20 protein-coding genes and 1 tRNA gene are annotated in these 25673 nt (G+C 42.2%); 15 read left to right on the top strand and 6 right to left on the bottom strand.

The genetic code is table 11. The annotated features are described in order from the left end of the window. Positions 1–16 precede the first annotated feature (16 nt). Positions 17–541, top strand: coding sequence for a 50S ribosomal protein L9 (gene rplI / locus H1R16_RS00860; RefSeq protein ID WP_181886118.1), 525 nt, complete (start codon positions 17–19; stop codon positions 539–541). A gap of 223 nt (positions 542–764) precedes the next feature. Beyond that, positions 765–2123, top strand: coding sequence for an aldehyde dehydrogenase (locus tag H1R16_RS00855; protein WP_181886119.1), 1359 nt, complete (start codon positions 765–767; stop codon positions 2121–2123). A 12-nt stretch (positions 2124–2135) separates the two neighbouring features. Here H1R16_RS00855 and H1R16_RS00850 read toward each other — a convergent pair whose 3' ends face one another. Next, complete coding sequence (locus H1R16_RS00850) at positions 2136–2873, bottom strand: TrmH family RNA methyltransferase (RefSeq protein WP_181886120.1); 738 nt, start codon at positions 2871–2873, stop codon at positions 2136–2138. Between H1R16_RS00850 and H1R16_RS12430 the strand changes: the two genes are divergently transcribed. Both H1R16_RS12430 and tamL read left to right on the top strand, forming a co-directional pair. Further along, positions 2859–3149: a hypothetical protein gene (locus H1R16_RS12430; RefSeq protein WP_455565273.1), complete on the top strand. Its 291-nt coding sequence runs from the start codon at positions 2859–2861 to the stop codon at positions 3147–3149. The two genes, H1R16_RS00850 and H1R16_RS12430, sit on opposite strands and share 15 nt — an antisense overlap. Beyond that, positions 3146–5437 carry a translocation and assembly module lipoprotein TamL gene (tamL, locus tag H1R16_RS00845; RefSeq protein ID WP_455565272.1) on the top strand — a complete coding sequence of 764 codons (2292 nt, stop codon included), beginning with the start codon at positions 3146–3148 and terminating at the stop codon, positions 5435–5437. The genes H1R16_RS12430 and tamL overlap by 4 nt, the downstream gene beginning before the upstream one ends. A gap of 5 nt (positions 5438–5442) precedes the next feature. On the opposite strand, the gene H1R16_RS00840 is transcribed toward tamL, so the two are convergent. Together H1R16_RS00840 and H1R16_RS00835 are read right to left on the bottom strand one after the other, a co-directional pair. Then, a complete protein-coding gene (locus tag H1R16_RS00840; RefSeq protein WP_181886768.1) occupies positions 5443–5997 on the bottom strand; it encodes a SanA/YdcF family protein in 555 nt (184 codons plus the stop codon). Positions 5998–6074: 77 nt separating this feature from the next. Further along, complete coding sequence (locus H1R16_RS00835) at positions 6075–7211, bottom strand: 2Fe-2S iron-sulfur cluster-binding protein (protein ID WP_181886122.1); 1137 nt, start codon at positions 7209–7211, stop codon at positions 6075–6077. Between the two features lie 27 nt (positions 7212–7238). On the opposite strand from H1R16_RS00835, the gene H1R16_RS00830 reads away from it, so the two are divergent. The 9 genes from H1R16_RS00830 (at position 7239) to H1R16_RS00790 (ending at position 16662) form a co-directional block, all read left to right on the top strand. Further along, positions 7239–7799: a TlpA family protein disulfide reductase gene (locus tag H1R16_RS00830; RefSeq protein WP_181886123.1), complete on the top strand. Its 561-nt coding sequence runs from the start codon at positions 7239–7241 to the stop codon at positions 7797–7799. 107 nt (positions 7800–7906) lie between these two features. Beyond that, positions 7907–8827, top strand: coding sequence for an iron chelate uptake ABC transporter family permease subunit (locus H1R16_RS00825; protein WP_396652419.1), 921 nt, complete (start codon positions 7907–7909; stop codon positions 8825–8827). Positions 8828–8850: 23 nt separating this feature from the next. Further along, positions 8851–9774, top strand: coding sequence for an ABC transporter ATP-binding protein (locus H1R16_RS00820; RefSeq protein ID WP_181886125.1), 924 nt, complete (start codon positions 8851–8853; stop codon positions 9772–9774). A gap of 163 nt (positions 9775–9937) precedes the next feature. Continuing rightward, positions 9938–10390, top strand: a complete 453-nt coding sequence (locus H1R16_RS00815) for a MarR family winged helix-turn-helix transcriptional regulator (RefSeq protein WP_181886126.1) — start codon at positions 9938–9940, stop codon at positions 10388–10390. 51 nt (positions 10391–10441) lie between these two features. After that, complete coding sequence (locus H1R16_RS00810) at positions 10442–12835, top strand: 3-hydroxyacyl-CoA dehydrogenase/enoyl-CoA hydratase family protein (protein WP_181886127.1); 2394 nt, start codon at positions 10442–10444, stop codon at positions 12833–12835. A gap of 28 nt (positions 12836–12863) precedes the next feature. Beyond that, positions 12864–13226, top strand: a complete 363-nt coding sequence (locus H1R16_RS00805) for a four helix bundle protein (RefSeq protein WP_181886128.1) — start codon at positions 12864–12866, stop codon at positions 13224–13226. Positions 13227–13271: 45 nt separating this feature from the next. Next, on the top strand, positions 13272–14450 hold the full coding sequence (locus H1R16_RS00800) for a thiolase family protein (RefSeq protein ID WP_181886129.1): 1179 nt from the start codon (positions 13272–13274) through the stop codon (positions 14448–14450). 33 nt (positions 14451–14483) lie between these two features. After that, the gene (locus H1R16_RS00795; RefSeq protein WP_181886130.1) at positions 14484–14765 is read left to right on the top strand and encodes a four helix bundle protein; all 282 of its coding nucleotides are present in this window, start codon (positions 14484–14486) and stop codon (positions 14763–14765) included. 118 nt (positions 14766–14883) lie between these two features. After that, positions 14884–16662, top strand: a complete 1779-nt coding sequence (locus H1R16_RS00790) for an acyl-CoA dehydrogenase family protein (RefSeq protein WP_181886131.1) — start codon at positions 14884–14886, stop codon at positions 16660–16662. A 336-nt stretch (positions 16663–16998) separates the two neighbouring features. Here H1R16_RS00790 and H1R16_RS00785 read toward each other — a convergent pair. From H1R16_RS00785 to H1R16_RS00775, 3 genes are all read right to left on the bottom strand, one after another. Further along, positions 16999–17070: transfer RNA gene (locus H1R16_RS00785), tRNA-Arg, on the bottom strand. Between the two features lie 114 nt (positions 17071–17184). Continuing rightward, positions 17185–17757 (bottom strand): hypothetical protein, encoded by a 573-nt coding sequence (locus tag H1R16_RS00780; protein WP_181886132.1) that lies wholly within the window; start codon positions 17755–17757, stop codon positions 17185–17187. Positions 17758–17869: 112 nt separating this feature from the next. After that, positions 17870–23749 carry an alpha-2-macroglobulin family protein gene (locus tag H1R16_RS00775; RefSeq protein ID WP_181886133.1) on the bottom strand — a complete coding sequence of 1960 codons (5880 nt, stop codon included), beginning with the start codon at positions 23747–23749 and terminating at the stop codon, positions 17870–17872. Between the two features lie 59 nt (positions 23750–23808). Here H1R16_RS00775 and H1R16_RS00770 point away from each other — a divergent pair, with 59 nt between their 5' ends. Beyond that, positions 23809–24564, top strand: a complete 756-nt coding sequence (locus H1R16_RS00770) for a UbiA prenyltransferase family protein (protein ID WP_181886134.1) — start codon at positions 23809–23811, stop codon at positions 24562–24564. A gap of 3 nt (positions 24565–24567) precedes the next feature. Continuing rightward, positions 24568–25647, top strand: a complete 1080-nt coding sequence (recF, locus tag H1R16_RS00765) for a DNA replication/repair protein RecF (protein WP_181886135.1) — start codon at positions 24568–24570, stop codon at positions 25645–25647. Positions 25648–25673 lie beyond the last annotated feature (26 nt).

The raw sequence follows: 25673 nt of genomic DNA, 5'->3' as shown, positions 1-25673 counted from the left end.
AAAAAGGACAACAACAATGGATATTATTCTAAAACAGGACGTTGAGAACTTAGGACTTGAGTTTGATACCGTAAGTGTAAAACCAGGTTATGCAAGAAACTTCCTTTTACCAAAAGGATATGCATTACTGGCTACACCAAAAAACAAAGCAGCTCTTGCTGAGACTCTTGAGTCCAGAAAAGAAGAGGAAGCTAAATTGGTGGCTGATGCTACAGCTAAAATTGAGCAGCTTAAGAAAACCGAACTTACCATCGCAACTAAAGTAGGTTCCGGTAATAAGCTTTTCGGTTCCATCAACAATGCTAACCTTTCTGAAGAATTGGCGAAAGCAGGTGTTACAATTGACAGAAAGTACATCAAAATTCCGGGTAACAACATTAAGAGCACAGGTAAATATTCAGCTCAGGTGAGACTTCACCGTGATGTTGAGTATACTTATGAGTTCGACGTTGTGTCTGACGCACCTCCAGCTCCTGCCGCTCCAAAACCAGAGCCAAAGAAAGTTGAAGCTGCAGCAGAAGAAACTTCTGAAGAAGCATAAAAAATACTTTTTAGTATTAATAAGACCACAGCGTTCGCGTTGTGGTTTTTTTTATTATTGAATTTTTACAGCAAAAAAGATGTTTAAAAAGTTGTAACTGTTGAAAATTATAAGTGCCTGATTCAGGCCAATTACGGCTTCCCTGTCACAGAAAGAATTACGTGGCAGGAATTTTGACACTTTTCGACAAAACATTTCCAATATTCTAAACTACGTTCCGCCCATGTTTGAGCAGATTATCATAAAACAACGCGAATTTTTCCGCACACACAAAACAAAAGATTTAGGTTTCCGCAAACATAAACTGGAGCAACTTAAAAAGCTGATTCAGAAAAATGAAGAATTACTTTATGAGGCAATAGCGAAGGATTTTGGCAAATCCAGGTTCGATACCTATACTACTGAGGTTTCATTCGTCCTAAAAGATATTGATTTTTACCTGAAGAATCTGAAGCGCTTTGCCGGTCCACGGAATGCAGGTACAAACCTTGTGAACCAGATTGCCACCAGCAGGATATACAGTGAGCCATTGGGAAATGTTCTTGTAATCGGTGCCTGGAACTATCCGTATCAGCTCTCACTCTCACCTATGGTCGCGGCTCTTGCTGCCGGGAATACCTGCATTGTTAAACCCAGCGAAATTGCTGCTAATACAATGTCCCTTATGGCCAGGCTGATTAACGAAGAATTTGCGGAGGACTATCTTTATGTAGCAGAAGGCGGAGTTGAGGAAACCACCGAAATCCTCAGCCATAAGTTCGATAAAATATTTTTTACAGGCAGCACCCGCGTAGGCAAGATCGTGTACGAAGCTGCTGCAAAGCATCTGACTCCAGTAACGCTCGAACTGGGCGGCAAATCACCGGCAATCGTTACGGCCAGCGCCGACTTTGATATAGCAGCCAAACGCATTGTATGGGGCAAATTCCTGAATGCCGGCCAGACCTGTGTTGCGCCTGATTACATTCTTGTAGATGAAAAGGTAAAAGACAAGTTCCTGGAATATCTGCGGAACTATATTACACAATTTGAATATGGTCCCCATGCCGAGCATTATACCCGCATCATTAACCTTAGGAACTTTGAAAGACTGACAGCAATGATAGATGCTGAAAAGATTTATCACGGCGGGAAAACCAATGCAGAAGATCTGTATATAGAGCCTACAATCCTGACCAGCGTGAACTGGAATGACAAAGTAATGCAAGAAGAGATATTTGGGCCCATTCTGCCCGTCCTGACCTATCAGTATTACCGGGAAGCAATAAATATGGTTTTGGAGCAGGAAAAACCACTGGCGGCTTATCTGTTTACAAATGAAAAAGATGAAAAGGAACTTTTTACGTCCCTACTTTCCTTTGGCGGTGGCTGCATAAATGATGTTATCATGCATCTGAGCAATGACAATCTTCCCTTCGGAGGTGTGGGAAATTCCGGAATGGGCAACTATCACGGGAAATATGGCTTTGATACTTTCTCGCATCAGAAGGCCGTGATGGGCCGTGTGACCTGGGGCGAACCTAACCTGAAATATCCGCCCTATACCGAAGACAAATTAAAGTGGATAAACAGGCTGATGTAGGACTCAGGCAACTCACCGGCCTTCTTTTGCTGAAAAAATTTGTCCCAGTATAATACCGGCAGCCATCGAAACATTAAGGCTTTCAGTAGCTTTAGAGTTTCCGAATCGTGGTATTGTAAGATTATGGCTGATTAAACTTTCGGTTTCCGGACGCATCCCGCTGCCTTCATTGCCGAGGATGATATTCATTCTCTCCGGAAAGGCGAAAGAATAAATGCTTTGGCCGTCCATATCTGTTCCCAGACTCATGTTTGGAGATTCCTTCAGGAATGCTGTGATATCTGTATAAATTACATTCACCCGGCTGAAGGATCCCATCGTGGACATTATTGCTTTGGGATTATAAAGGTCTACAGTATCTTCGGAACAGATAACCTGTTCAATACCAAACCAGTCTGCCAACCGGACGATTGTACCAAAATTTCCCGGATCCTGAATGCCGTCCAGCACGAGCTGCAGTCTGCAGTCCGGCACGAACTCCGTTTCAGGAATTTCAACCAGTGCCAAAGAATCACGTGGGTTCTGCAGGAAACTGATCTTCTTGAGTTCCGACTCGCCAATCGCCACCAGATTGGCATCGGGCATGTCCAGACCGCTTGGATTTATGGAAAATATTTCCCTAATTTTATAGCGTGAACTCCGCAGTTCACGTATAATTTTGTTACCTTCAACCGCAAATAAACCGTGCTTTTGCCGGTACTTTTTTCTGTCGAGGGACTGTAATATCTTTATTGTATGAGCCGTAAGCATTTAGGAAAATATCTTCAAAAATATCATATATTTTTATCTTCTGCAACCGTCATCCTCTTTCTCTATGCCTGCAGCACTACAAGCAAAGTGCCGGATGGCGAGTATCTTTTAACAAAAAACAACTTCAGATATGAGGGCGGAGAGGTTTTGGCGAATGAACTGCCGGACTATGTGAACCAGAAACCCAATAAGAAGCAACTTCTCTTCTTTCCTGCCGGTTTGTGGATGTATAACCTGGCAAATCCAAAATACGATACCATCCTGAATGAGTCATGACCTACCCTTCCGATATGAGGGACCAGAAACTTCGGGATTCGCTATTCACCAAATATGGCCACCCCGAATATGTAGGAAAAAACTTATTTCTGAACCGTTTCTTGCACAACGTTGGTCAGCCACCAGTAATTCTGGATGCCAGTAAAAGTGAAAGCAGTGCTAACTCCATCCGTAAAAGACTGGTGTACCGCGGCTATTGGGATGCCGAGACTAGATATACGCACGATCTTGATTCCGCTGCAAAAAAAGCTCAGGTCAACTATTTGATCAATCCCAAAGATGCTACACAGATCAGTGAGTATTATTATGATATTCCGGATGCACGTATAAAATCCATTTACGAGGAAGAACTTGCGGCCAGTACAATCCAATCCAAAACGATTCTGGATCAGGAAAAAATGGAATCCGAAGTGAAAAGGATCAACGATTTGATGCGCAGCCGTGGATTTTACCAGTTCAACGGTTCCGGACAGGAAATCTTCTTTATGGCCGATACTCTGACCAGCCGGAAAAACGTGCCCGTAACCATGGAAATCCACCGGGATTCTGTAGACACACCATACAAAACCGCTACCATAGGGAATATTGATGTTGCCGTCGTAGAAAATGCAAATGATTTCCCGCAAAATACGGTAAAGGATTCACTGCGGGGCATCAGGTTTCATATGCTGGACGACCAATTTAAAAGCAGCGCGCTTTGGCGTGCGGTAATCCTTAAAAACGGAGACCTTTACGACCAGAAAAACCTGGACCTGACACGCAGAAATTTTCAGGCAATGAATAATTTCAGTCTGATTAAGGCCCGGGATTCCCTGCGTCGGGGCGGCAGTACATCCCCAAATGACAGTATCATTGATGTCCTTTATCTGCTGAAACCGCTCCCTAAATACGAGTTGAAAGTCGCAGCGGACCTTAACTATTCTCAGTTACTGAATCTGGCGGCCTCACCGTCAGTAGACCTAACTACCAGAAACATTTTTGGTGGTGCTGAAAACCTGAATACGTCAGTTTCGTGGATTGCAGGCCGTGTGCGAAATTCCAAGGATCTGGACACCCGTGTTTGGGCACATGAGTTTTCAGCAAATGCAAACCTTAGCTTCCCAAGACTGCTCCTGCCCTTCAGTTATTATAAACTGATACCAAAAAGATACTCACCTTCTACATCTGTGAGTTTAGGTGCTTCGTTTCAAAAAAACATCGGTATGGACCGTGTGAATTTTAATACAGGTCTGAATTATTTTGCCAATGTGAATGACGTGATATCTCACCGGCTGACGATCTTTAATACGCAACTCAGCCTAACGCGCAACAAAGACCGCTATTATGAATATTTCCCACGTGACGGCGATGTGCGTAATTATATTTTTGAGAAATATTCACCGGCATTATATGATCAGTTTATAGCGGGTCAGATTTCCTCGGATGAATTTTCGGCCATCATCCTTAATGATCAAGGATTTGTAAATTCTCTTACTCCTGAGCAACTTAATTCCTATAATACTTTCAGGCAGTCGCTTGTAAACAAGGACAGGCAAACGCAGGATGTTCTTATTTCTTCATTCATCTATAATTTCATTTACAATGAAATCGGTAAAAAGGAATTTGACAATCCATTTTATTTCAACGGAAAGGTTGAAGTGGCAGGTAATCTTCTTAGCATGATCGCCCGCGCGGAAGCAGAGAAAGGCATAACTACCGGTCAGCAGAAGACACTTTTCAAACTTCCACTTTCTCAGTTTGTAAAATTTGACGTGGACGTCCGTAAATATCTGACATTTGGAAAACAGACCTTAGCTATGCGCCAGTTCGTGGGCCTGGGCATTCCATACGGTAACTCCAATCAAATGCCTTTTGTGAGGTCCTATTTTAACGGTGGATCAAATGACATCCGTGCCTGGCGCCCATTTGGCGGACTGGGCCCGGCAGATTCGCAACTTGATGAAAGAATCAGGACTTTTGTAATGGGCAATGTAAAACTGACGTCCAGTGTAGAATACCGCATGCCGCTTACGGAAATGTATGAAGTGGCCGTATTTACTGATGCAGGAAACATTTGGAGTCTAAAGAATACAGGATTTGGCGACCAGTTTAAATTCAACAGATTTTTGAAACAAATGGGTGTTGGCAGTGGCTTCGGACTCAGGATAAACGTAGCTTATATCACTGCACGTATTGACCTTGCTTACAAGATTTACGACCCCAATAAACCTGAGGGTGACCGCTGGAGATTTGACAAAATACAGCCGCTAAAACCTACGCTGAACTTTGCGTTTGGCTACCCTTTCTAAGGATATTACTCAGGAGATATACCCAGGATATAATGTACCACAGCTAAAACGCGCGCAAGAACTTCGCGCGACTGGTTGCGGTAGTAACTTTCGGGACGTGAGACGTCCTGAGCATCAAAACCAAGAGCATTTAAACTGTTATTCCGGGCAAAGAAAAGGGCCCTTAGGTTATGGAAACCCTGAGACACGATAATTACATCGTTCACCTTATAGACCTCTTTACAACGGGTAATGCTGCTGTGAGTGTTGAAACCTTTGGGATCTTCAATGATTATATTTTCGGGAACCCCTTCCTCATAAACAAGGAAACGTTTCATGGCTGCAGGCTCATCATAGCCTTTGCTTTTTTCGCCGCTTACTATGATCTTTTTCACTTTTCCATGATGATAAAGAAGTGCTGTAGCATCCATTCTCTTCAGGAAATAGGGATTTCCCGCACCGGATCTCATCTTGGGCGATGTACCCAGCACAAGCGCCGTCTCACGGGGCGGAACCTTTGATATCTTGGTGTAGGTCCTGCCGTTTGTCACTGAAAATACCCAAATATTTGCCAAAACCATGAGCAGAACCCCAATCTCAATAAGGGAAAAAAAAGTTCGCAGTATGTTAATGATTCTGTTCAAAGGTTGTGTTTGATTCAGTATGCTACGGTTTCAGCGTCAAAATTCAGGACAATTTTCTTACTGAGTGGTACAGCCATGCAGGCCAGTATTTTCCCCGACTGCTCTTCCTTCTCAGTCAGATATTCATTTTCCAGCAAATCTACTTCCCCTTCCTTCAGCGTACATATACAACTGCCGCAAATACCCGATTTACAGGAGTAAGGAACCGGATAACCCTGAATAAGAAGTTGCTGCAGAATGCGTAGGCGGTTATCATTAAGCGTTGTGACATAGTTTTGACGGTTCATCCGAAACTCAAGTTCAATATTTTCTACCAGTGGAAATTCCTTTTCCTGCGGATAAATGTCTTCATTATATTCCTCGAAAAGCTCAAAATGAATATTCCTTTTCAGTATTCCGTTATTGTAACATGCATTTGCAAGTGCCTTAATCATCTCGCCTTTCCCGCAAATCAGGACTTCATCCACCGCATCCCAAATAGTACTTTCCTCATCTGTATCGTCCAGATGAAGGATTTGGTTGATGATCAGTTTCAGTTTATGTTCGTCCAGCCTTCCCTTAAACAGATTATCCGCGGTTTCATCCTGCGAAAAGAAGTAGTAAACCTGAAACCTGTTTGCATGATTCTTCGCCAATGCATCCAGTTCGTCACGAAAAGCAATTTCGTCGGACCGCCGGTTGCCGTAAAAAAGGAAAAGACGCGTTCGCGGTTCCGTATGAAGGATATTTTTGAAGTGACTGAGTAAGGGCGTTATACCGATACCGCCTGCGAAACCGATGATGGTGCGGAACTCATGCGGCTTGGAAACCAGGGTAAACCTGCCCATAGGTTCGGAAACTTCGATTTCGTCGCCTACAGAATATTGCTCAAAAAGATCTTTGGTAGAACTTCCGTCCCCATTCATCTTAATGCCGAGCGACAGTTCTGCCTGATGTGGAGCAGAAGTCATTGAAAAGTCATTGATATAAGTTTGCTGCTTATGACGGTACTTTAAAGCTACGTATTGCCCGGATTGATATTCGTAATTTTTCTTCAGATGGTCCGGAATGGCAAACTCCAAAGCAAAGACAGAATTGGTCAGTTGCTGCTTTTTAGTTATTTTTAGCCGGTGAAAATCATAGTGCCTGGCGTAAGGTATTTGGTTTTCCATATTTATATCCAAAAATAGTAAAAAATTATGAAGAAGTTAGTTTTGGCGGTTGGGTTAGTTGCTGCAATATGCTCCTGTAATAAAAAGGAAACAGTAGTTGATAATACTGATTTCGCCACCGACAGTGTAACTGTACCGGAAACAAACGAACCCGCTTTAATCTATAAAGCGGTGGAATATTCACCCGCACAGATTTCAGACTTTCTGGCAGAAAAAGACAATGATACTTTATATGTGACCAATTTCTTCGCAACATGGTGTGCACCCTGCATGAGAGAGATACCGCACTTCAAAGAGAAGATGCAGGAACTGAAAGGTCAACCCGTAAAATTCACCTTTATAAGCCTGGACCAGAAAACCGACTGGGCTACAGATGTTAAGAATTTTGCAGAAATAAACGCACTTACCCAAAATGTAGTTCTACTGGACGGCAGCCTGCTGCAACCAGATTTTTTCAGTACAAATTTCAAAAATTGGGATGGTAGCGGAATTCCCTTTACTTTCATGCGAAAGCGTGGGCAAACAGATGAATATATGAGTATGATGACCAAAGAGCAGCTGGACGCAAAAATTGATTCATTTAAATAAAAAGACCTTTGGCGCAGCCTTCTTAATGCACAGTATAGCTGCCTTTCAAATATATGTCCAGTTTCAGAATCCTTTGTATAATAATAATCGCGGGCATTTTCATATCCATGCTCGTCAACCTGAACATCGGCTATATTGATCTGGCGATATCAGACTTTATCAATTCGGACTCAGACAATTCGCAGATTGCACAATTACGCGTTAACCGTGGGCTGGCTATGCTGCTGGCAGGCATTTCCATTCCAACATCTGGCTTTCTGTTACAGGAGTATTTCCAGAATCCGCTTGCAGGTCCATCAGTGCTTGGAATTACCTCTGTGGCGAGTTTGAGTGTGGCCTTCTATGTTTTTCTTTCCCGTGATTACCAGATTCCGGATTTTCTTCAGAACAGTTTCATAAGTATATCTGCAATTGCGGGCAGCCTGCTTCTGATGGTTGTACTTCTGGCATTTTCCGCAAGATTTACCGACAAATCTTTTCTGATCATTTTTGGATTTTTGATTTCCGCGCTGGCGGGTGCCGTGGTATCCGTACTTCAGCTGTATGCAGAAAATGAAAGTCTTAAAAGTTATATTCTGTGGAGTTTTGGCGCCAACAGCCAGGTATCTGCCAATCAGCTCTGGGTTCTCGCGGGCATTGTGTTAATCGGTCTGGCGTTAAGTTTCATGTCCATCAAACCGCTAATCGGAAATGCCCTGGGTATCGCTTATGCAAAAAGCTTTGGCGTTAACCTAAACCAGCTTAAACTGCTGATCATAGTAGCATCTTCCCTGCTTTCAGCATCCGTTACGGCCTTTTTAGGGCCTATCCTTTTTATTGGGATCGTTGTTCCGCATTTCAGCAGGATAATCTATAATCCTTCGCGACTGTGGCAACAGTGGATACTCAATATGATTCTGGGTGTCCTTATTATGGAAGTGTTTTCAGTTGCTTCAGAACTCACCCTGTTTCCGCTCAATGTAATTACATCACTGTTCGGAATACCTGTGATCTTAATGATGCTGATGAGTAAAAAGATGGCGGTTTGAAACAATACATTAATTAGGCAACTATGTTTCTGGAGTTACAACAAAGTACGGTAGGCTATAAAACACCATTAATTGAAGAGATAAGCACAGGCTTGGATCTTGGCGAAATTTGCCTTCTTGTAGGCAATAACGGTGTGGGCAAGACTACGCTCATCAAAAGCATACTTAACCAGACGCCATTACTTTCCGGAAGCATTTTGCTTGAAGAAAAAAGTAATATATCATTTTCTAACCGCGAACTGGCCAAAAAGATAGCGGTTGTCTTTTCCAAATCGCGGGTGCCTGCAAACTTCACACTGGCAGATCTAATTGGTTTTGGTAAATATATTCACTACCCTTATTATTTTAATTTAAGTAAAGAGGATCAAAATGAGGTTGAAGAGATTATTGAACGCCTGAACCTTACCCAGTATACGAATTTCCCTCTGCAGAAACTATCGGACGGAAACCTTCAGAAAGCTTTCATTGGAAGAGCTCTTGCACAAAATTCACCCATGATCATCCTGGATGAACCCACGACTCATCTGGACGAGGAAAATAAGATAATCATTCTTAAACTCCTTAGACATCTGGCGCGGACTAAGAATAAACTCATCCTTTTTTCGTCTCATGACTGGCGGCTGGCAAAAGAATTCGCCGATAAGATGTGGCTGGTGAATTCAGGCCGTATGGACTCCGGTATTACCGAAGAACTTCTGCTGAAACATCACGAACTGCTGAACCCTCAACTCTTTCATATGAGTTCCGGATTTATCGCCCCGCACATTTCAGCTCCCACCCTGGAGAAGGAAATGCTCTTCTCATACCTTCAGAAAAACTTCGCAAAAGATCTATCAAAATTTCAGTTTGAATATTTAGAATCATTTTGGACTGTTACAGTAGGAAATCAGCAGCAAATATGCACATCATTTGCTGAGATTGCACTTTTTATAAATAAACAAAGCTGATTCCGTACACCAAAAACCTACTTTCACGGCTTTTCCGTTATTTTTATATGTTTATCATAGGAAATAACTGACTGGTTATCAGACCTATGTCCATAAGATTAAAATATACTATGCATGCATAGTATATTTTTGTTATATTTGTGTAAACCACTTAATGGGAGATATGGAAAACAAGAATATGGAAAAAGTAGAAAATGTAGATCTCATCCTTAAATCTACCTGGCTGGCAGTTTCAAAAATGTATTCGGAGCTGGCGCATGATCATGATGCTACGGCCGTGCAGGCGCTTACACTTCTTAAAATTGATCCTAAGGAAGGCACCAGAAGTACAAATTTGGGTCCCAAGATGGCCATTGAGCCTACTTCACTGACGCGGATCATAAAACTGCTGGAAGATAATGGTTACATCTATAAGGAAAAAACCTCCAATGACAAACGGGAAGTTATAATTAAGCTTACCGAGAAAGGTCTGAACAGCCGTAACCTGTCCAAGGAAGCGGTAGTGAACTTCAACAAGGCGGTTATGGACAGGATATTACCAGAGAAAATGGATATTTTCAAAGAGGTGATGGGTGATATTCTTATGATAGCTAATAATCTGAATAATAAAAAATAAAAACTGTGAATACAGTTTCAGTTTTTTCATCAACACAAAACAATTTATAATATGAAAAGAAGAATCAAACACGTTACGGTTCTTGGCTCAGGGATCATGGGTTCCGGCATTGCCGCACATTTCGCCAATATTGGCGTGCAGGTGCTGCTGCTGGATATTGTACCTTCTGAACTAAGTGATGCCGAGCAGAAGAAAGGCTTGACCAAGGATGATAGGTCTGTCAGGAACAGGATTGCAACGGAAAATTTTGAAAAACTTAAAAAGGCCAGTCCGGCACTCCTCTATTCGCCTAAGTTTGCAGACAGGATTACCGTAGGTAATTTTGATGATGACCTTCAGAAAATTAAGAATACAGACTGGATTATTGAAGTGGTTGTTGAAAGACTGGACATCAAGAAATCGGTTTACGGGAAAATTGAACAGTTCCGGAAGCCCGGAACTTTGATATCTTCAAATACTTCCGGTATTCCAATCCATCATTTGGTGGAAGGCCGCAGCGACGATTTCAAAAAACATTTTGCAGGAACCCACTTTTTTAACCCTGTAAGATATCTTCCGCTATTGGAAGTGATCCCCACGCCGGATACCGACCCGGAAATTGTGAAATTCTATATGGATTTCGGCGCAAAGTTCCTCGGAAAAACAACTGTACTGGCAAAAGACACACCGGCATTTATCGCAAACCGCGTGGGTGTATTTTCCATGATGAACCTTCTTCATGAAGTAAAAGGACTTGGACTGTCTGTAACAGACATCGATAAACTCACAGGTCCTGTAATCGGCCGCCCGAAGTCCGCTACTTTCAGGACTGCGGATGTCGTTGGGCTTGACACTTTAGTAATGGTTGCCAACGGTGTGAGCGCCAGTGGCACCGAAGCTTCCAATTCTAACGACGTATTCAAGCTTCCCGAGTATATCCAGAAAATGGTAGACAACAAATGGCTTGGTTCGAAATCTGAACAGGGTTTTTACAAAAAGATTAAAAATGCCGAAGGCAAATCGGAAATCCATGGTCTGAATCTGGAAACCATGGAGTACGAACTTCAGGAAAAAACGAGCTTCCCTACGCTTGAGCTTACCAAAAACATTGATAAGCCTATTGACCGCTTCAAAGTTCTGATTACCGGTAAAGATAAGGCGGGCGAACTTTACAGAAAATCTTTAGGGGCACTTTTCGGTTATGTTTCTCATAAAGTTCCCGAAATTTCAGATGAAGTATATAAAATTGACGACGCTATGCGTGCAGGTTTCGGCTGGGAAAACGGACCGTTTGAAATCTGGGATGCGGTAGGTGTAGAAAAGGGAATTGACCTGGCAAAGGAAGCTGGCTACGAAGTTTCGGACTGGGTGAAAAATGTAGACACTTTCTATAAAGTTAATGAAGAAGGTCAATCCACCTATTTCGACAAAAATTCCGGTAACTATCTGAATACTCCCGGAAAGGAATCCTTTATCATCCTCGATAATATCAGGAGAAATAAAACCCTTTGGAGCAACTCAGGTTCAGCTATTCAGGATTTGGGTGACGGCATCATCAACTTCGAGATCCGTTCCAAAATGAATTCGCTTGGCGGTGAAGTTTTAGATGGTTTAAACAGAGCCATCGACCTTGCCGAAAAGGAATACGACGGTCTTGTAATCGGTAACCAAGGTGCCAATTTCTCTGTGGGAGCCAATCTTGCTATGATTTTGATGATGGCGATTGAGCAGGACTGGGATGACCTGAATATGGCGATTGCCTATTTCCAGAAATCAATGATGAGAGTTCGTTATTCCTCAATCCCTGTCGTTGTCGCGCCTCACGGAATGACTTTAGGCGGTGGTTGCGAGATGACAATGCATGCCGACCGTGTAGTTGCAGCTGCCGAAACGTATATCGGACTGGTTGAAACCGGCGTTGGCGTAATTCCAGGTGGCGGCGGAACAAAAGAGTTTGCCATCAGGACTTCACGCGAATTCCAGAAAGACGATGTAAAAAACAACAGACTCAGGGATATGTTTATGAATATCGCCATGGGTAAAGTGGCTACATCAGCTTATGAAGCATACGATATGGGCATCCTGGAGGAGCATAAGGACATCGTGGTTGTCGACAAAAACCGCCAGATCAAAACCGCCAAAATGCTCGCTTTAAGTTTAGCGGAACACGGATATACTCAACCTATCGAACAAAAAGTGCAGGTTTTAGGCAAAGATGCCCTCGGAATGTTCTTAGTAGGGACAGATCAGATGCTTACCGGAAAGTACATTTCTGAACACGACAAACTGATCGCAGATAAACTGGCAAACGTTCTTGTAGGCGGTAATCTCTCTGAACCAACCGTTGTAACCGAACAGTATTTACTCAACCTTGAAAGAGAAACCTTCCTTCAGCTTTGTGGCGAAAGAAAAACCCTGGAAAGGATACAGTACATGCTGCAGAAAGGCAAACCGCTTCGTAATTAGAAGTTAGACATTAGAAATTAGAAGTTAGATGAAAACACACCGATTACGGGATTTACTTATTTGGCAAAAGTCAATGGTTTTGGTTAAAGATATTTATTTATTAACTGAAAATATAACGGCTTCAGAGAACTATGGGTTGGTTTCGCAAATTAGAAGATCTGCTGTTTCAATCCCTTCTAATATCGCTGAAGGAGCGGGAAGAAATAATCCTAAAGAATTTTATCAATTTTTAGGAATTGCAAATGGTTCAAGCTATGAATTAGAAACTCAATTGCTTTTGTTAGTTGAATTAAATTTCAAAAGCGAGATAGAAATTCAGCCTTTACTAAATGTTTTAATGGAAATTCAAAAGATGATTTACAAATTCAAAACTAGCTTAATGAATGGTTAGATTCTAACTTCTAACTTCTCATTTCTAACATCTAAAACAAAAAAAATGAAACAAGCATATATAATTAAAGGCTTCAGAACAGCCGTAGGCAAGGCGCCAAAAGGCAGTTTGAGATTTACCAGACCCGACGTTCTGGCGGCAACCGTCATTGAAAAACTGATGGCCGCCGTACCGCAACTGGACAAAGACAGAATTGATGACCTTATCGTTGGTAATGCAATGCCTGAGGCGGAACAGGGACTCAATGTCGCGCGTTTAATTTCCCTAATGGGATTGAACACAGATAAAGTTCCCGGCGTAACCGTAAACAGATACTGCGCGTCCGGAAGTGAGGCGATCGCCATTGCTTCCGCAAAAATTCAGGCTGGTATGGCCGACTGTATTATCGCCGGGGGTACCGAATCCATGAGTTACATCCCGATGGGCGGTTATAAACCCGTTCCGGAAACCAATGTGGCGAAATCCCACCCCGATTATTACTGGGGAATGGGCTACACTGCGGAAGAGGTAGCCAATCAGTATAAGATTTCTCGTGAGGAGCAGGATCAGTTTGCATTTGAATCTCACATGAAGGCTTTAAAAGCTAATGAAGAAGGACGGTTTGCGAATCAGATTGTCTCCATTCCTGTAGAATATAATTTCCTGGATGAAAACCAGAAGATGCAGACCAAGAAATTCGATTTCAATGTAGATGAAGGCCCAAGGAAAGACACTTCTCTGGAGGGCTTGGCAAAATTGCGTCCTGTTTTCGCGAACGGAGGTTCAGTTACTGCCGGAAATTCTTCCCAGATGAGTGATGGCGCTGCTTTCGTTATCGTGATGTCCGAAGAAATGGTGAAAGAGTTAGGTCTTGAGCCGGAAGCACGTTTAGTTGCTTACGCAGCCGCGGGTCTTGAACCAAGAATCATGGGTATGGGACCGCTCTACGCAATTCCGAAAGCACTAAAACAGGCCGGACTCGATCTTAAGGATATCGACCTTATCGAGATGAACGAAGCTTTTGCATCCCAGTCAGTTGCAATTATTAAAGAACTTGATATGAACAAAGAAATCCTGAACGTGAACGGTGGCGCCATTGCCCTCGGTCATCCATTGGGTTGCACAGGTACAAAATTAACGGTGCAACTCCTGGATGAAATGCGCAAACGCGGCAACAAATACGGAATGGTCACCATGTGCGTAGGCACGGGCCAGGGAGCAGCAAGTATATTTGAACTAATCTAATAATTTTGGATTTTGAATTATAAATTTTGAATTATGCAGAGGGATAATTTGATAAGGGATAAAACTTTCAACTTCGCGTTGATGACCATACAATTATACAAAATCTGCAGAGTTCAGAATGAATATGTTCTTTCCAGACAACTGTTACGGAGCGGCACGTCAATAGGTGCAAACGTTCAGGAAGCATTGGCAGGATTTTCTGAAAAAGATTTCCTGTATAAGATGTCCGTGGCAAGCAAAGAGGCAAGTGAAACTCAATATTGGATTGAACTTTTATGCCGATCCGAACTGGTGAACTTTGATGCGCAGCCTTAAGCTGAAATTGACGGCATTGTGAAAATCCTAACCTCAATTGTTAAAACACTTCAGGAAAAACAACGAACCAAATAATTAAAAATCCAAAATCCAAAATCTAAAATTTAATATTGAAGTTATGAACTCAACCAAAAAAACACTGATCGGCGGCGATTTCCTGATTACGGAGACGCCTGCTAATGATATTTTCACACTTGAAGCACTTACGGATGAACAAAAAATGTTGCGCGACTCCGCTAAGGAATTTATAGACAGAGAAGTGGTGCCGCACCACGAACGGTTTGAAAAGAAAGATTACGCCCTGACTGAAGAAAAAATGAGGCAGATGGGTGAGATGGGCTTCCTGGGAGTTACAGTTCCTGAGCAGTACGGCGGTCTCGGTATGGGCTTTGTGACCACCATGCTGACCTGCGACTTTTTGTCCGGCGGCAACGGATCACTGGCCACGGCCTTCGGCGCTCATACCGGAATCGGCACACTGCCTATTCTGCTGTACGGTACCGAAGAACAGAAGCGAAAATATCTGCCGGACCTTGCCACAGGTACAAAATTTGGCGCCTACTGCCTTACAGAACCCGATGCGGGATCGGATGCAAACTCCGGCAAGACCAGAGCCAAACTTTCTGAAGACGGTTCACACTACATCATCAACGGACAGAAAATGTGGATTTCGAATGCAGGATTTGCTGAGATTTTCATTGTTTTTGCAAAAATTGATGACGATAAGAACATCACTGCTTTTATTGTAGAAAAAACCGGAACAGAAGGATTAAGTTTTGGCGAAGAAGAACACAAACTTGGGATCCGCTCCTCCTCTACCCGTCAGGTGTTCTTTAATGACATGAAAGTACCTGCTGAAAACCTTTTAGGTGAAAGAAACAACGGCTTCAAGATCGCACTGAATGCCCTGAACGTTGGCCGCATTAAACTGGCAGCCGCCAACCTGGACGGTCAGAGAAGAATTCTGGAACATTCAGTACGATACGCCAATGAGAGAAAACAGTTTGGCGTAGCCATTTCAACTTTTGGAGCGGTAAGAAAGAAAATTGCCGAGATGGCTACTGGAATCTTTGTTGCGGAGGCAGGATCCTACAGAGCTGCAAAGGACGTACAGGACAAGATTGATGAATTAATAGCTGGCGGAATGGACCACCAGGAAGCAGAATTGAAGGGCGTGGAGGAATTCGCAGTTGAAGCCTCAATCCTTAAAGTTTTCGTGTCCGACCTGACACAACACACAGCTGATGAAGGGATACAGATTTACGGCGGAATGGGCTTCTCCGAAGACGCTCCTATGGAAGCGGCCTGGAGAGATTCACGTATTTCCAGGATTTACGAAGGTACAAACGAGATCAACAGGCTTCTGGCCGTTGGCATGCTTATCAAGCGCGCCATGAAAGGTCAGTTGGATCTTATGACTCCGGCTATGGCCATCAGTAAAGAGCTGATGGGAATCCCGTCATTTGAAGTACCGGACTATTCAGAACTTCTGAGTGAAGAAAAAGCACTAATCGCCAACCTGAAGAAAGTGTTCCTTATGGTTTCCGGTGCTGCACTGCAGAAGTATATGATGGATATTGAAAAGCAGCAGCATCTTCTTCTTAACGCTTCCGAAATCCTCAACCAGATCTATATGGCCGAGTCGGCAGTGTTGAGAGCTGAGAAAAGTTTCGGAGCTGATTCTGTAGAAGTGGCCATGGCTCAGCTTAACCTTTACAAAGCCGCAGAAAAAATCATTATGGCTGCCAAGGAAGGCATTGTATCCTTCGCTGAAGGTGATGAGCAGCGTATGATGCTGTCCGGACTGAGAAGATTCACCAAGTACACCAACCAACCAAATGTAATCGCTTTGACCGAAAAAATCGCGGCACATTATGTGGCGAAAGGTCACTATTAGAATATCATTATGATAACACGGAGAAGTCCGTTTCCAATACATTGCGCCCCGGGAATCCGGGGCGTCTTTTTTTTAAAAGTTTATTCCACTTCAGATTCGTATCATATATGCGACCTTGTAGGCCAGTTGCTTATTATCCAGGTCTCTGAAATTGAAATCGGAAAAAATCAACTAAAAACAACGAATTTTAAAACGTGGTAGATCGGGATTTTTTATGACCTTCTAAAAATTGATTACAGGAAAAACCTCTGTCAATAACAGCAACAACTTTGTAACAGGGCAATGAAATATTATATTGTATTAAACAAAAAAACCACCCGAAATCGGGTGGTTTTGTAGCCCCATGAGGAATCGAACCTCAACCTGAAGAACCGGAATCTTCAATTCTATCCATTAAACTATGGGGCCTCTTGATCTGAACGTGTGCAAAAATAAACATTTTTACCGCAAAAACCGAATCAAATGTGAAAGGGTTTTTACTTAAAAAAAAGTTGTGGTGGTTCAAAAATCACTCACAAATAATCAGTCTTTCCAGCCCCAGGGCCTTTTATTGAATTCGATGGAATTGGTCAGGTCAAACTCGACCGAGAAAACCCGGTCGCTGCCTATCCTTCGGAGATTGTATGTGAAGGTCTTTTCGTCCATAGTTATCCACCATAGGTTCGTTGAGGCGTAAGGAATCCGGTTTGCCGTTTGCTGATCCGCCGGAAACATCTGTAGGGTTTCCATTCCCTGGTTTGAATTTTCGCCGCCGTATTGCGTAACCTTATCCTCACTACCGTCGGCGTGCCGGTGATCGTGCTTCAGCCTCAATATTGACTTTTCATTCTTAAATAAATCCCAGGTTCTGGACTGGTCGGCGCCTACATAAAACGGAATCCTGATCCGGTTGGGTTCACAGCTCAAGACCTGCATCACCAAACGCTGGCCGCTAAAGCCATCACCTTCTTTGGCCCCTGCAGTAATTTTCCCTTCGTAGGATTTTCCGCAATGTTTCTTTAAGTTATTCCAGAAAATTTCGCTTGGAGCCGTTTGATTCTGTGCATTAAATACACCAAATGCGATTGTAAAGACAAGGATAAAAAATTTGTCCATGGATCAGTTTTCTCAAATATACGGATTTAGAAAAGGCAAAAAAACCACCTCAAAAATTTGAAGCGGTTTTAATGATTAAAGTTTATCAAAGTGCAAAACTTTACGAAGTAATTTACTCAGCAATTGAAACTCTCGTTCCCATTGTATGGGCGTTCATCTGAGGTGCGTAATAATTCTGCACCGTCGTAATTCCGTTGCTAAAGGTTCCTGAGGCATTACAGATATAGTCGTACTCAAACACATACTTCCCTTTCGGCATATATTCGATATAGAAATTGGTTGATGCATCTTTTGTCGACTGATAATAACCCAATCCGTTTTTCCACTCATAACCGGAAATCACGTTTAGTGGCTCAAATCCGGCAGCGCGCATGTCCTTCAGGTGGATGAATTCCATATTCCTGTCGGTGTTCAGGATCATTCTTACGGTTACTTTATCGCCAACTTTCAGAGGTGTTGCAGCGGTTATTTTCTGAAGTTCCTCCCCATTTACGGTCTTTACTTTTTTGTAGAGTTCCTTGGTGATGGAAATATACGATTCGGACGATTTAATTTTATCAAGATCTTCATAATACTGCCAGAACAGTCCGCCCTGAACAACACCGGGGCCGGGTTTAGTAACGGTCACCGTTCCTAAGGTCTTGTCAATCTGTTCTGGCTTTACAGATGTTTTCACATAACCTGTGGCTTTGGTGTCCGGGTTTACAAGCTCCTTCCCTCCCCACACAATTGTTGCCTTATCACTTTCAGGACTTGTCCATGATTTTCCGGAATTCAGCATCGTAAAAATAACTTCAGCCGTTCCGCGCGAACTTCCCCAGGAATTCACTTCCTTCTGGGTCACGAGCCATATTTTCATTTCTTCAATGAAATCCGTATCGTTTGGAGTAAGCTTGTTAAAGGCTTCCAAAGCGCCGGCGTGGTTCACCGTTTTGGACGAATACCAACCCCAGTCGTTCAGGTTCTGTTTCCAGTACACGCCCTGAGTTTGGGTATCTGTAGAGGTTTCCTTTAAATACGTAAGGAATTTCTTCGACTCCGTTTTCATTCCAAATTTATTAAACAACAACGCCAGACGGTGTAGCCCAAAGAAGGTGAAATCAGTAATCTTCTCCGTCTTAGCTTTGGCAATCACTGCATTTTTTAAAGATGTTCCTTTTGCTTTCAGCGGATACTGAGCCTCCCAATAACTGCGGGTATCCAGATAATCCAGTACGAAATTATTCACCACAAATTTTTTGTCAATGTTCCCATACTTATTGACTTCCTGATCTACATAACCAATAAGTTTTAAAATCAGTTCTTTCTGTTCCGAACCCTGATAATCAGTCATGTTTCCTTTCAGCCATTCATTGATCCTTCCCAGATTTTTAAGAATATATAGTGAAGTATAATACGAACTTGGATAACCCTGATACCAGGAGAAGCCTCCGTCCGGATTCTGCAGCTGTTTCAGTTCTGCCCAATCCGTCTGAATGGAGTTCCGCATGGTATTGGCATCGAAAAGACGGGCCAGTTTCTGCATCTGCTCGGTTTCATCCTTACTGTCCAGAACCCAGGGAGTTTCCTCGAGCAATAATTGTTTCAACTCCTGATTCTTCTCAAGATTTGAAGTTAATAAACCTTTCTGCTGATATTCATCAAAAACCGTTTTAAGTTTCGGGTTGGCTTTAAAGATTTCTGCTGCCAACACATCCGCAAACCATTTGTTGAAAACCACATCCGCTGAACCGTTCTGATCGTTTTTGAGGCTTGGCAACGCAAACATGATTTCCCATATTGGGTTTGTCGTCAGCTCTAAAGTATTGGCAACGTTCGTGGCGGTTGTTGAATTGTTTTTAGCTAAATTTTCCAGCGTGAATGTTTTGGTCTGGCCTTCTTTTACGAAGATCGGAACTGCATCCGTCACCAACATTCTGTTTGGCAGAACCGCAATTGCTTTCTGCTCCCCATCAGAAAAGTTTCCGGCCTGAGCGATTACCTTAATGATAATTGAAGAAACGTCATTCGGAACTTTTAATTTCCAGTTGACAACAGAATTTCCTTTTTCAGCCAGTTCAAATGATTTCTGAGTTTCTTTTAAACTGAATTTCCCTGAAATATCTTCATTGGTAAACGCATCCAAAATCTGAAGCTGCGCCGTTCCACTAATTTTTTGATTTACCAAACTAGACAGCTTTGATTGCAAATTAAGTTCATCTCCTTCACGCAAAAATCTTGGATAGTTTGGCGTAACAGAAAATTCTTTCTGGGTAACGACTTCTTTTTCCAAAGTTGCCGCCCTTGCATCTTTCGTATGCGCCAGGAACATCAGTTTCCATTGCGTCAATGCTTCCGGTGAGGTAAATTCAAAGGTGACATTCCCGTCCTTGTCCGTCATGAGATTCGGATAGAAAAATCCGGTTTCGTTTAGGTTTTGGCGGACGGGTATTTTTGAAAGCTGACCTTCAACATTAACGGTAGATGCGGTAACCTCCTTCGGTTTAGTGATGGTCCGCGAATATCCCAAAAGAACAACTTCTTCCATATCTGCAAGTGCAGCCGAATCAGTCATGGGATTTGCATTGGGAGCTGATTCAGTTTTAGCCGCTCCCTGCACTCTCATCTCAGAAACAGCATAACGCCTTACCATCTGATTTCCATAAATTCCGCCATTAAACCATGCGAATTCAGGGATGCGGATTACATTTTGATTCAGATATGGTATCCGTTTGCTGTAATGTTCCTGCGCCAGGTTTTGGTCTATATCATAGGATATCATCCTGAAATATTTCCGGTACAGTTGCTGCCACGACCAACGGTTTACCGCAAACTGATCCAGCGACATGTCGTACATATTTGCCAAAACTTCTGCATTAATCTTCTCTTTATCATCTCCAAGAATTTTCACAGTCCATTTCTCTTTTGAATTCGGCTGAAGTTTATCGCGGAAAGTGACGGTTTCAATTCTTAAAGGTTTTTTATCGGAACTGATCTTAAGATTAATACTTTCGGTTTGTACATCATTGAATGCGACAATTTGAAACTGAACATTGACCTGATCAATACTTTCATCTTTTGGGAAAGTAAGGTCGTATTCCAAAACACCATTCCTAAGCTTCCACTGCTCAGTGATGGTTTCCCCGTTTCCATTCTGCATATATACGTTGACCAAAGCATTTGGGATGGCCGAATAAACATAAATCTTTACTTTCTCGGAACGCTTAAATTCACTTCTTGGCTGAAGTACTTTGAGGAAAGGTTTCTGGGTATCTACCAGAAATCTCTTGTCGAAAACTTCAAAGGTTTTTTCCGTTTTGATCGTGTCTTTCCCTTCAATATTGTAGAGTTCAAGACTGTATTTTCCGGCGGCGAGTTTACCCAAGTCAAGAGATTCATCAGTTTTCTGCACTCCATTCAGAATGACAGATTGAACAGCAGGTTCTTTCTCGTCAATAGAAAAGTAATCATGCGGGAATTTCTGGATGAATTCCTGTTTTGACAATTTAGGCAAATCCTGAATTTCATTTTGGAAATTACTTCTGAAGATCCTTTCAGGCGGCAGCAGCTTCGAAAGTTTAACCTGATAAGGTTTGTTCAGGTTCTGATCATTATAATTCTTAGTCTCAACCTTGACCTTAATATTCTCATCGGTGAAGCTGTCTTTAATATCATCAGCTTTAATATAATGCGACACGGAGGCGACTTTCACGTTCGTGGTTTCCGACTGGGTTTCGCCATTGATGTCGGTCACCGAAGCATTAATTTCATAATTATCCACCTGAATTCCGTCCAGGTTTTCATCCTTTTTAAGGTCGATTCTGATCGTAAATTCGCCTTTTTCATTGGTTTTTACATCACCAAGGATGGAATTCTCATTGTCGTTTCCGCGCGGATACCACCAAAAGTACATCCAGCGGATATTCTTCTTTTTGATTTCGTAGTTCACCGTAGCATTGCTAAGCGGAACTCCCGAAAACATCATAGCTTTTCCTTTGACTTCTATTGTCTGCCCATATTTATATTCATCTTTTACAGGCTCAAATGTCACCTCAAATTTGGGTCGTTTGTATTCTTCAACCTGAAAATATTTGGTTCCATCAATCAAGAAATCTGATTCTTCATTATCATTGTCAACCTCAATATAAAACTGTCCGTTCAGTTTTCCAAGCGGAAGCACGAATGAGCCGTTTACAGAGCCGAATTCATTGGTGGTGAGCTGTTGCTTACTTACTTCATCGCCATTTGCATTGTTTAGCGTTATGTTCAGTTTTGATTTTGGAACTACATTTTCTGTTTTAGATTTTCCGTTGAAAGCCGTTGCAATCACTTTAAAATAAACCGTCTGCCCGGGTCTGTAAATAGCGCGGTCCAGGAAGATTTGCGCAGTTTCGCGGTCGTTATTGTCCTCCCCACCATAATATCGGTCACCGAAAACCTGCATCAGGTTATAGTCATTGGTTTTTGGCTGCTGAACCAGATAATAGCGGTAGTATTCCTTACTTCCTGAATCAGGGAATCGGAAATTAGCAGCCTTGTCCGTATTTTGGTTGGTTGTTGTTACCGTTTTCGCACCGCTGTATTCATAGATTTTCAATCCTTCGTTGGAAATCGACTGTCCGTTTTCGCGGTTCACCAGCTTCAGCTGGTTGTCGACTAGCTTCCTGTCATCCTTTTTATCATATAAAATACGGGATTGGGTCGCAATGAAATAAAAATGTTCCTGGATGGCGCCATCCACAACGTATTCAGCCAGGTAAATTCCCGAAGGCAGAGGTTTGATTTCAAGTGAAGTTTTATGCGTTTTATAGTCTTTCAGATCCTGAAGCTCAAACATATCTTTACGAACTAAAGATTTCTTAACAGCGGCAAAAGTGTTTTTATCGTAGGAATTGCGCACATACTTCATGAAATTCTGTACATCGTCTTTTACTTCATAAATATTTAACGAAAACAGGCTTACATTCTTAGCCTCGGCAACCAGGTGTATTGGGCGGTTGGATTGGGTATGGTCCTCGAATTTGATGATTAACAAAGGATTGGTAATCTGGTTTTCGCGGTTTTTAACAGTATCGAGAAATTTAGATTTCGGATACTGTATCTTTGCAGAGTCAGCCAACTGTAAAGCCTGGGTAAACTTCTGCTCAGCCGAAAGTAAATCCATCATCTCAGCGATAACCAATACTTTGTAATCGCCATCAATGCCGGAATTTACAAGAGTCTGAAGCTGTTCAAACCGGTCTTTGCAATTCAGGAACTCACAGTTATAATTGATTTTTTGATGCCCAAAGTATAGTTTTGAATTGGTCGTGTTTTTCGCAATCAGTTCATCATAAAGAGTTATGATTTTTGCATGATTAACTTTAAGTTCATTTGGAGTAAAAAAGTTACTGTTCTTTAAAAACTCAATTTGATTCACCGTGTTCCAGTCAAACAGTGTCGGGAAGTAATCCAGATCTTCAGTGCCTTCAAAAATATCTTTGTATTTACCCAGCCGAACCTGCTGTAAAGCCGCTTTTTTGGTTTCGAGTTCAGCAAACTGTTTGGTCAGGAAATTCTTGAAATCGAGTTTGCTCCAGGTTTCAATCTGCGCGAAATCCTGATTGTTAATGTTCGTACGCTGGTTAATTTCCCATGATTCATTCTCGTAATAATCAATAAAAAATTCGCCCAAAAGCACCTCATAAAGTAATTTCTGTTCACCTTTAAGTTTATCGCCAAACGTAGAAAGTTTTGTAAAGAACTGGCTGGCCGAATCATTATTTTCATCGTCCTGTGTTTGGTTCACAATGCTGAATTCAGCTTTCAGCGAGCGTATAAGCTGGTTGGCATTGTCGTCTTTCATAGCCTGGTTCTGGATTTCTAAAATAATGGGAAGGTTGGATTTGTATTTGCCTGATTTATAGTTTTCTGATACCTTCTTCCATTGGTCGTCATAGTATTTCTGGCCGAAAAAAGATGAAAAGAAAGCGGTAAAAACGAAAAGGATAAAAACCTGGGTGAATTTATTCATATTTTGAGGATTGAATGTAAGTAGGATTGGGCAACTAATTATTGGTTAAATTTGCTCAAATGCAGTTTTTAAATTTAGCGAAAAAATACATCATTAACAGTCAACTGTACGTATCCCTGACGGGCACTGCCCTGGCGGTCTTCTTTATGCTGGAGCAGAACCTGTTACGCTGGCCCACGGTTTTGCTGATCTTCATCACCTATTTCAGCGGCTATCTGTATACCAAATACCAAAAGCACCGGCACTTTTCCAAAATCCTTGTTTTCAATATAATTTGCGGAGTTTTATCCGGGGCATTAATTTTACTGAATCACAATGAAGTCAGACTGCTGAAATGGCTCTGCATCGTCGCCTTGGGTTTACTCTACAATTCATTTTTTCTCGAGAATTTCATCCGAAAAATCCCTTTGCTTAAAGTATTTTACGTCGGATTTACGTGGGCGCTCGTTAACTCGTGGCTTATTTTACCGGAATTTAATCCTGGTATCTTCATCATCACGCTCCTTTTCATCACAGCACTCGTCTTTCCGTTTGACATCAGAGATATGAGATCCGACGATATTGTCACATTTCCGCGGCTAATTGGTGTTGGTAAGACAAAACTTTTGGCTTATACACTTACAATTGCAAGTGCGCTAACGGCATTTTTCAACCTTGAAACTGAATTCACTGCCGCCTTTCTGATAACCGCAATCGTAAGTTGTGTTCTTATTTATTTTTCCCATAACAAACGTCCGGATGCTTATTTCTCATTTGGTGTGGAAACGATGTCGGGTCTTCCGTTTTTAATTATAGTTTTAATGAAGTATTTTTGACGAATGGTTATCCAAAAACTTCAATTGATTCAATTTAAAAATCATTCCGAACAAACCTTCCAATTTTCCCCGCAGATCAACTGCTTTGTAGGCAATAACGGCGCGGGAAAGACGAATGTACTGGATGCCCTGCACTACCTGTCTGTGGGTAAAAGTTTTCTGGGCAATACCGATCTGAACAATATCCGGACGGACGAAGATTTCTTCACTGTGGAAGGCACCGTGCACGACGGCGAAAAGGAAAACATCATCAAAGTCCAGATGCCTCGTGAAGCAAAGAAAATCATCAAGAAAAACGATAAAACATATGACCGCATGGCAGATCATGTCGGATTTCTGCCCAGCGTTATCATTTCACCTTATGACTCGAACCTTATTTCCGATTCCGGCGAAAGCAGGCGCAGGTTTCTGGACGCCATGATTTCGCAAACCGATTCAGATTATCTGTTCAACCTGATCCAGTATCAAAAAACAGTTCAGCAACGGAATGCTTTGCTGAAAAGTTTTGCCAAAAACCGGTATTTTGATATGGACAGCCTGGAAATATACGATGATCCGCTAGTAAAATTCGGTACCGCAATTTTTGAAAAAAGACGCGGTTTTACTGATTCCATCCTGCCGCTTATCCAGAGCTATTATGAAATCATTTCCAAAGGAAACGAAATAGTGACTGTTGACTATGAGTCCGATCTTCGCGGAAATGACTTTAAATCGCTGTTGAATACTAATCGTGAGAAAGACCGTATTCTCACTTATACCTCACGTGGTATTCATAAGGATGACTTGATATTCAGTATGAATGGTGGTTCGCTGAAAAAGCAGGGCAGCCAGGGCCAGCAAAAATCATTTCTGATTGCACTGAAACTGTCCCAGATGAACCGTATAAAAGAGTTGACAGGCAAAACCCCCATTCTGCTTTTAGACGATATTTTTGATAAATTGGATGACACCCGCGTTTCACAACTGATAGAACTTGTAAACCGTGAGCATTTCGGGCAGATTTTCATTACAGATACTCACAAAGAAAGGACTGAAAGCGTGGTGAAGAAAATAAATGAGGAAAGCAGGATTTTTGAGATTTAACGCACTTATCAATCTCCAGCATTGAA

It is taken from the genome of Marnyiella aurantia, assembly GCF_014041915.1.
In the GTDB taxonomy this organism is placed as follows: Bacteria; Bacteroidota; Bacteroidia; order Flavobacteriales; family Weeksellaceae; genus Marnyiella; species Marnyiella aurantia.
Note: the sequence above shows the minus strand (reverse complement) of the source record. Positions and strands in the feature narration are given on the sequence as shown.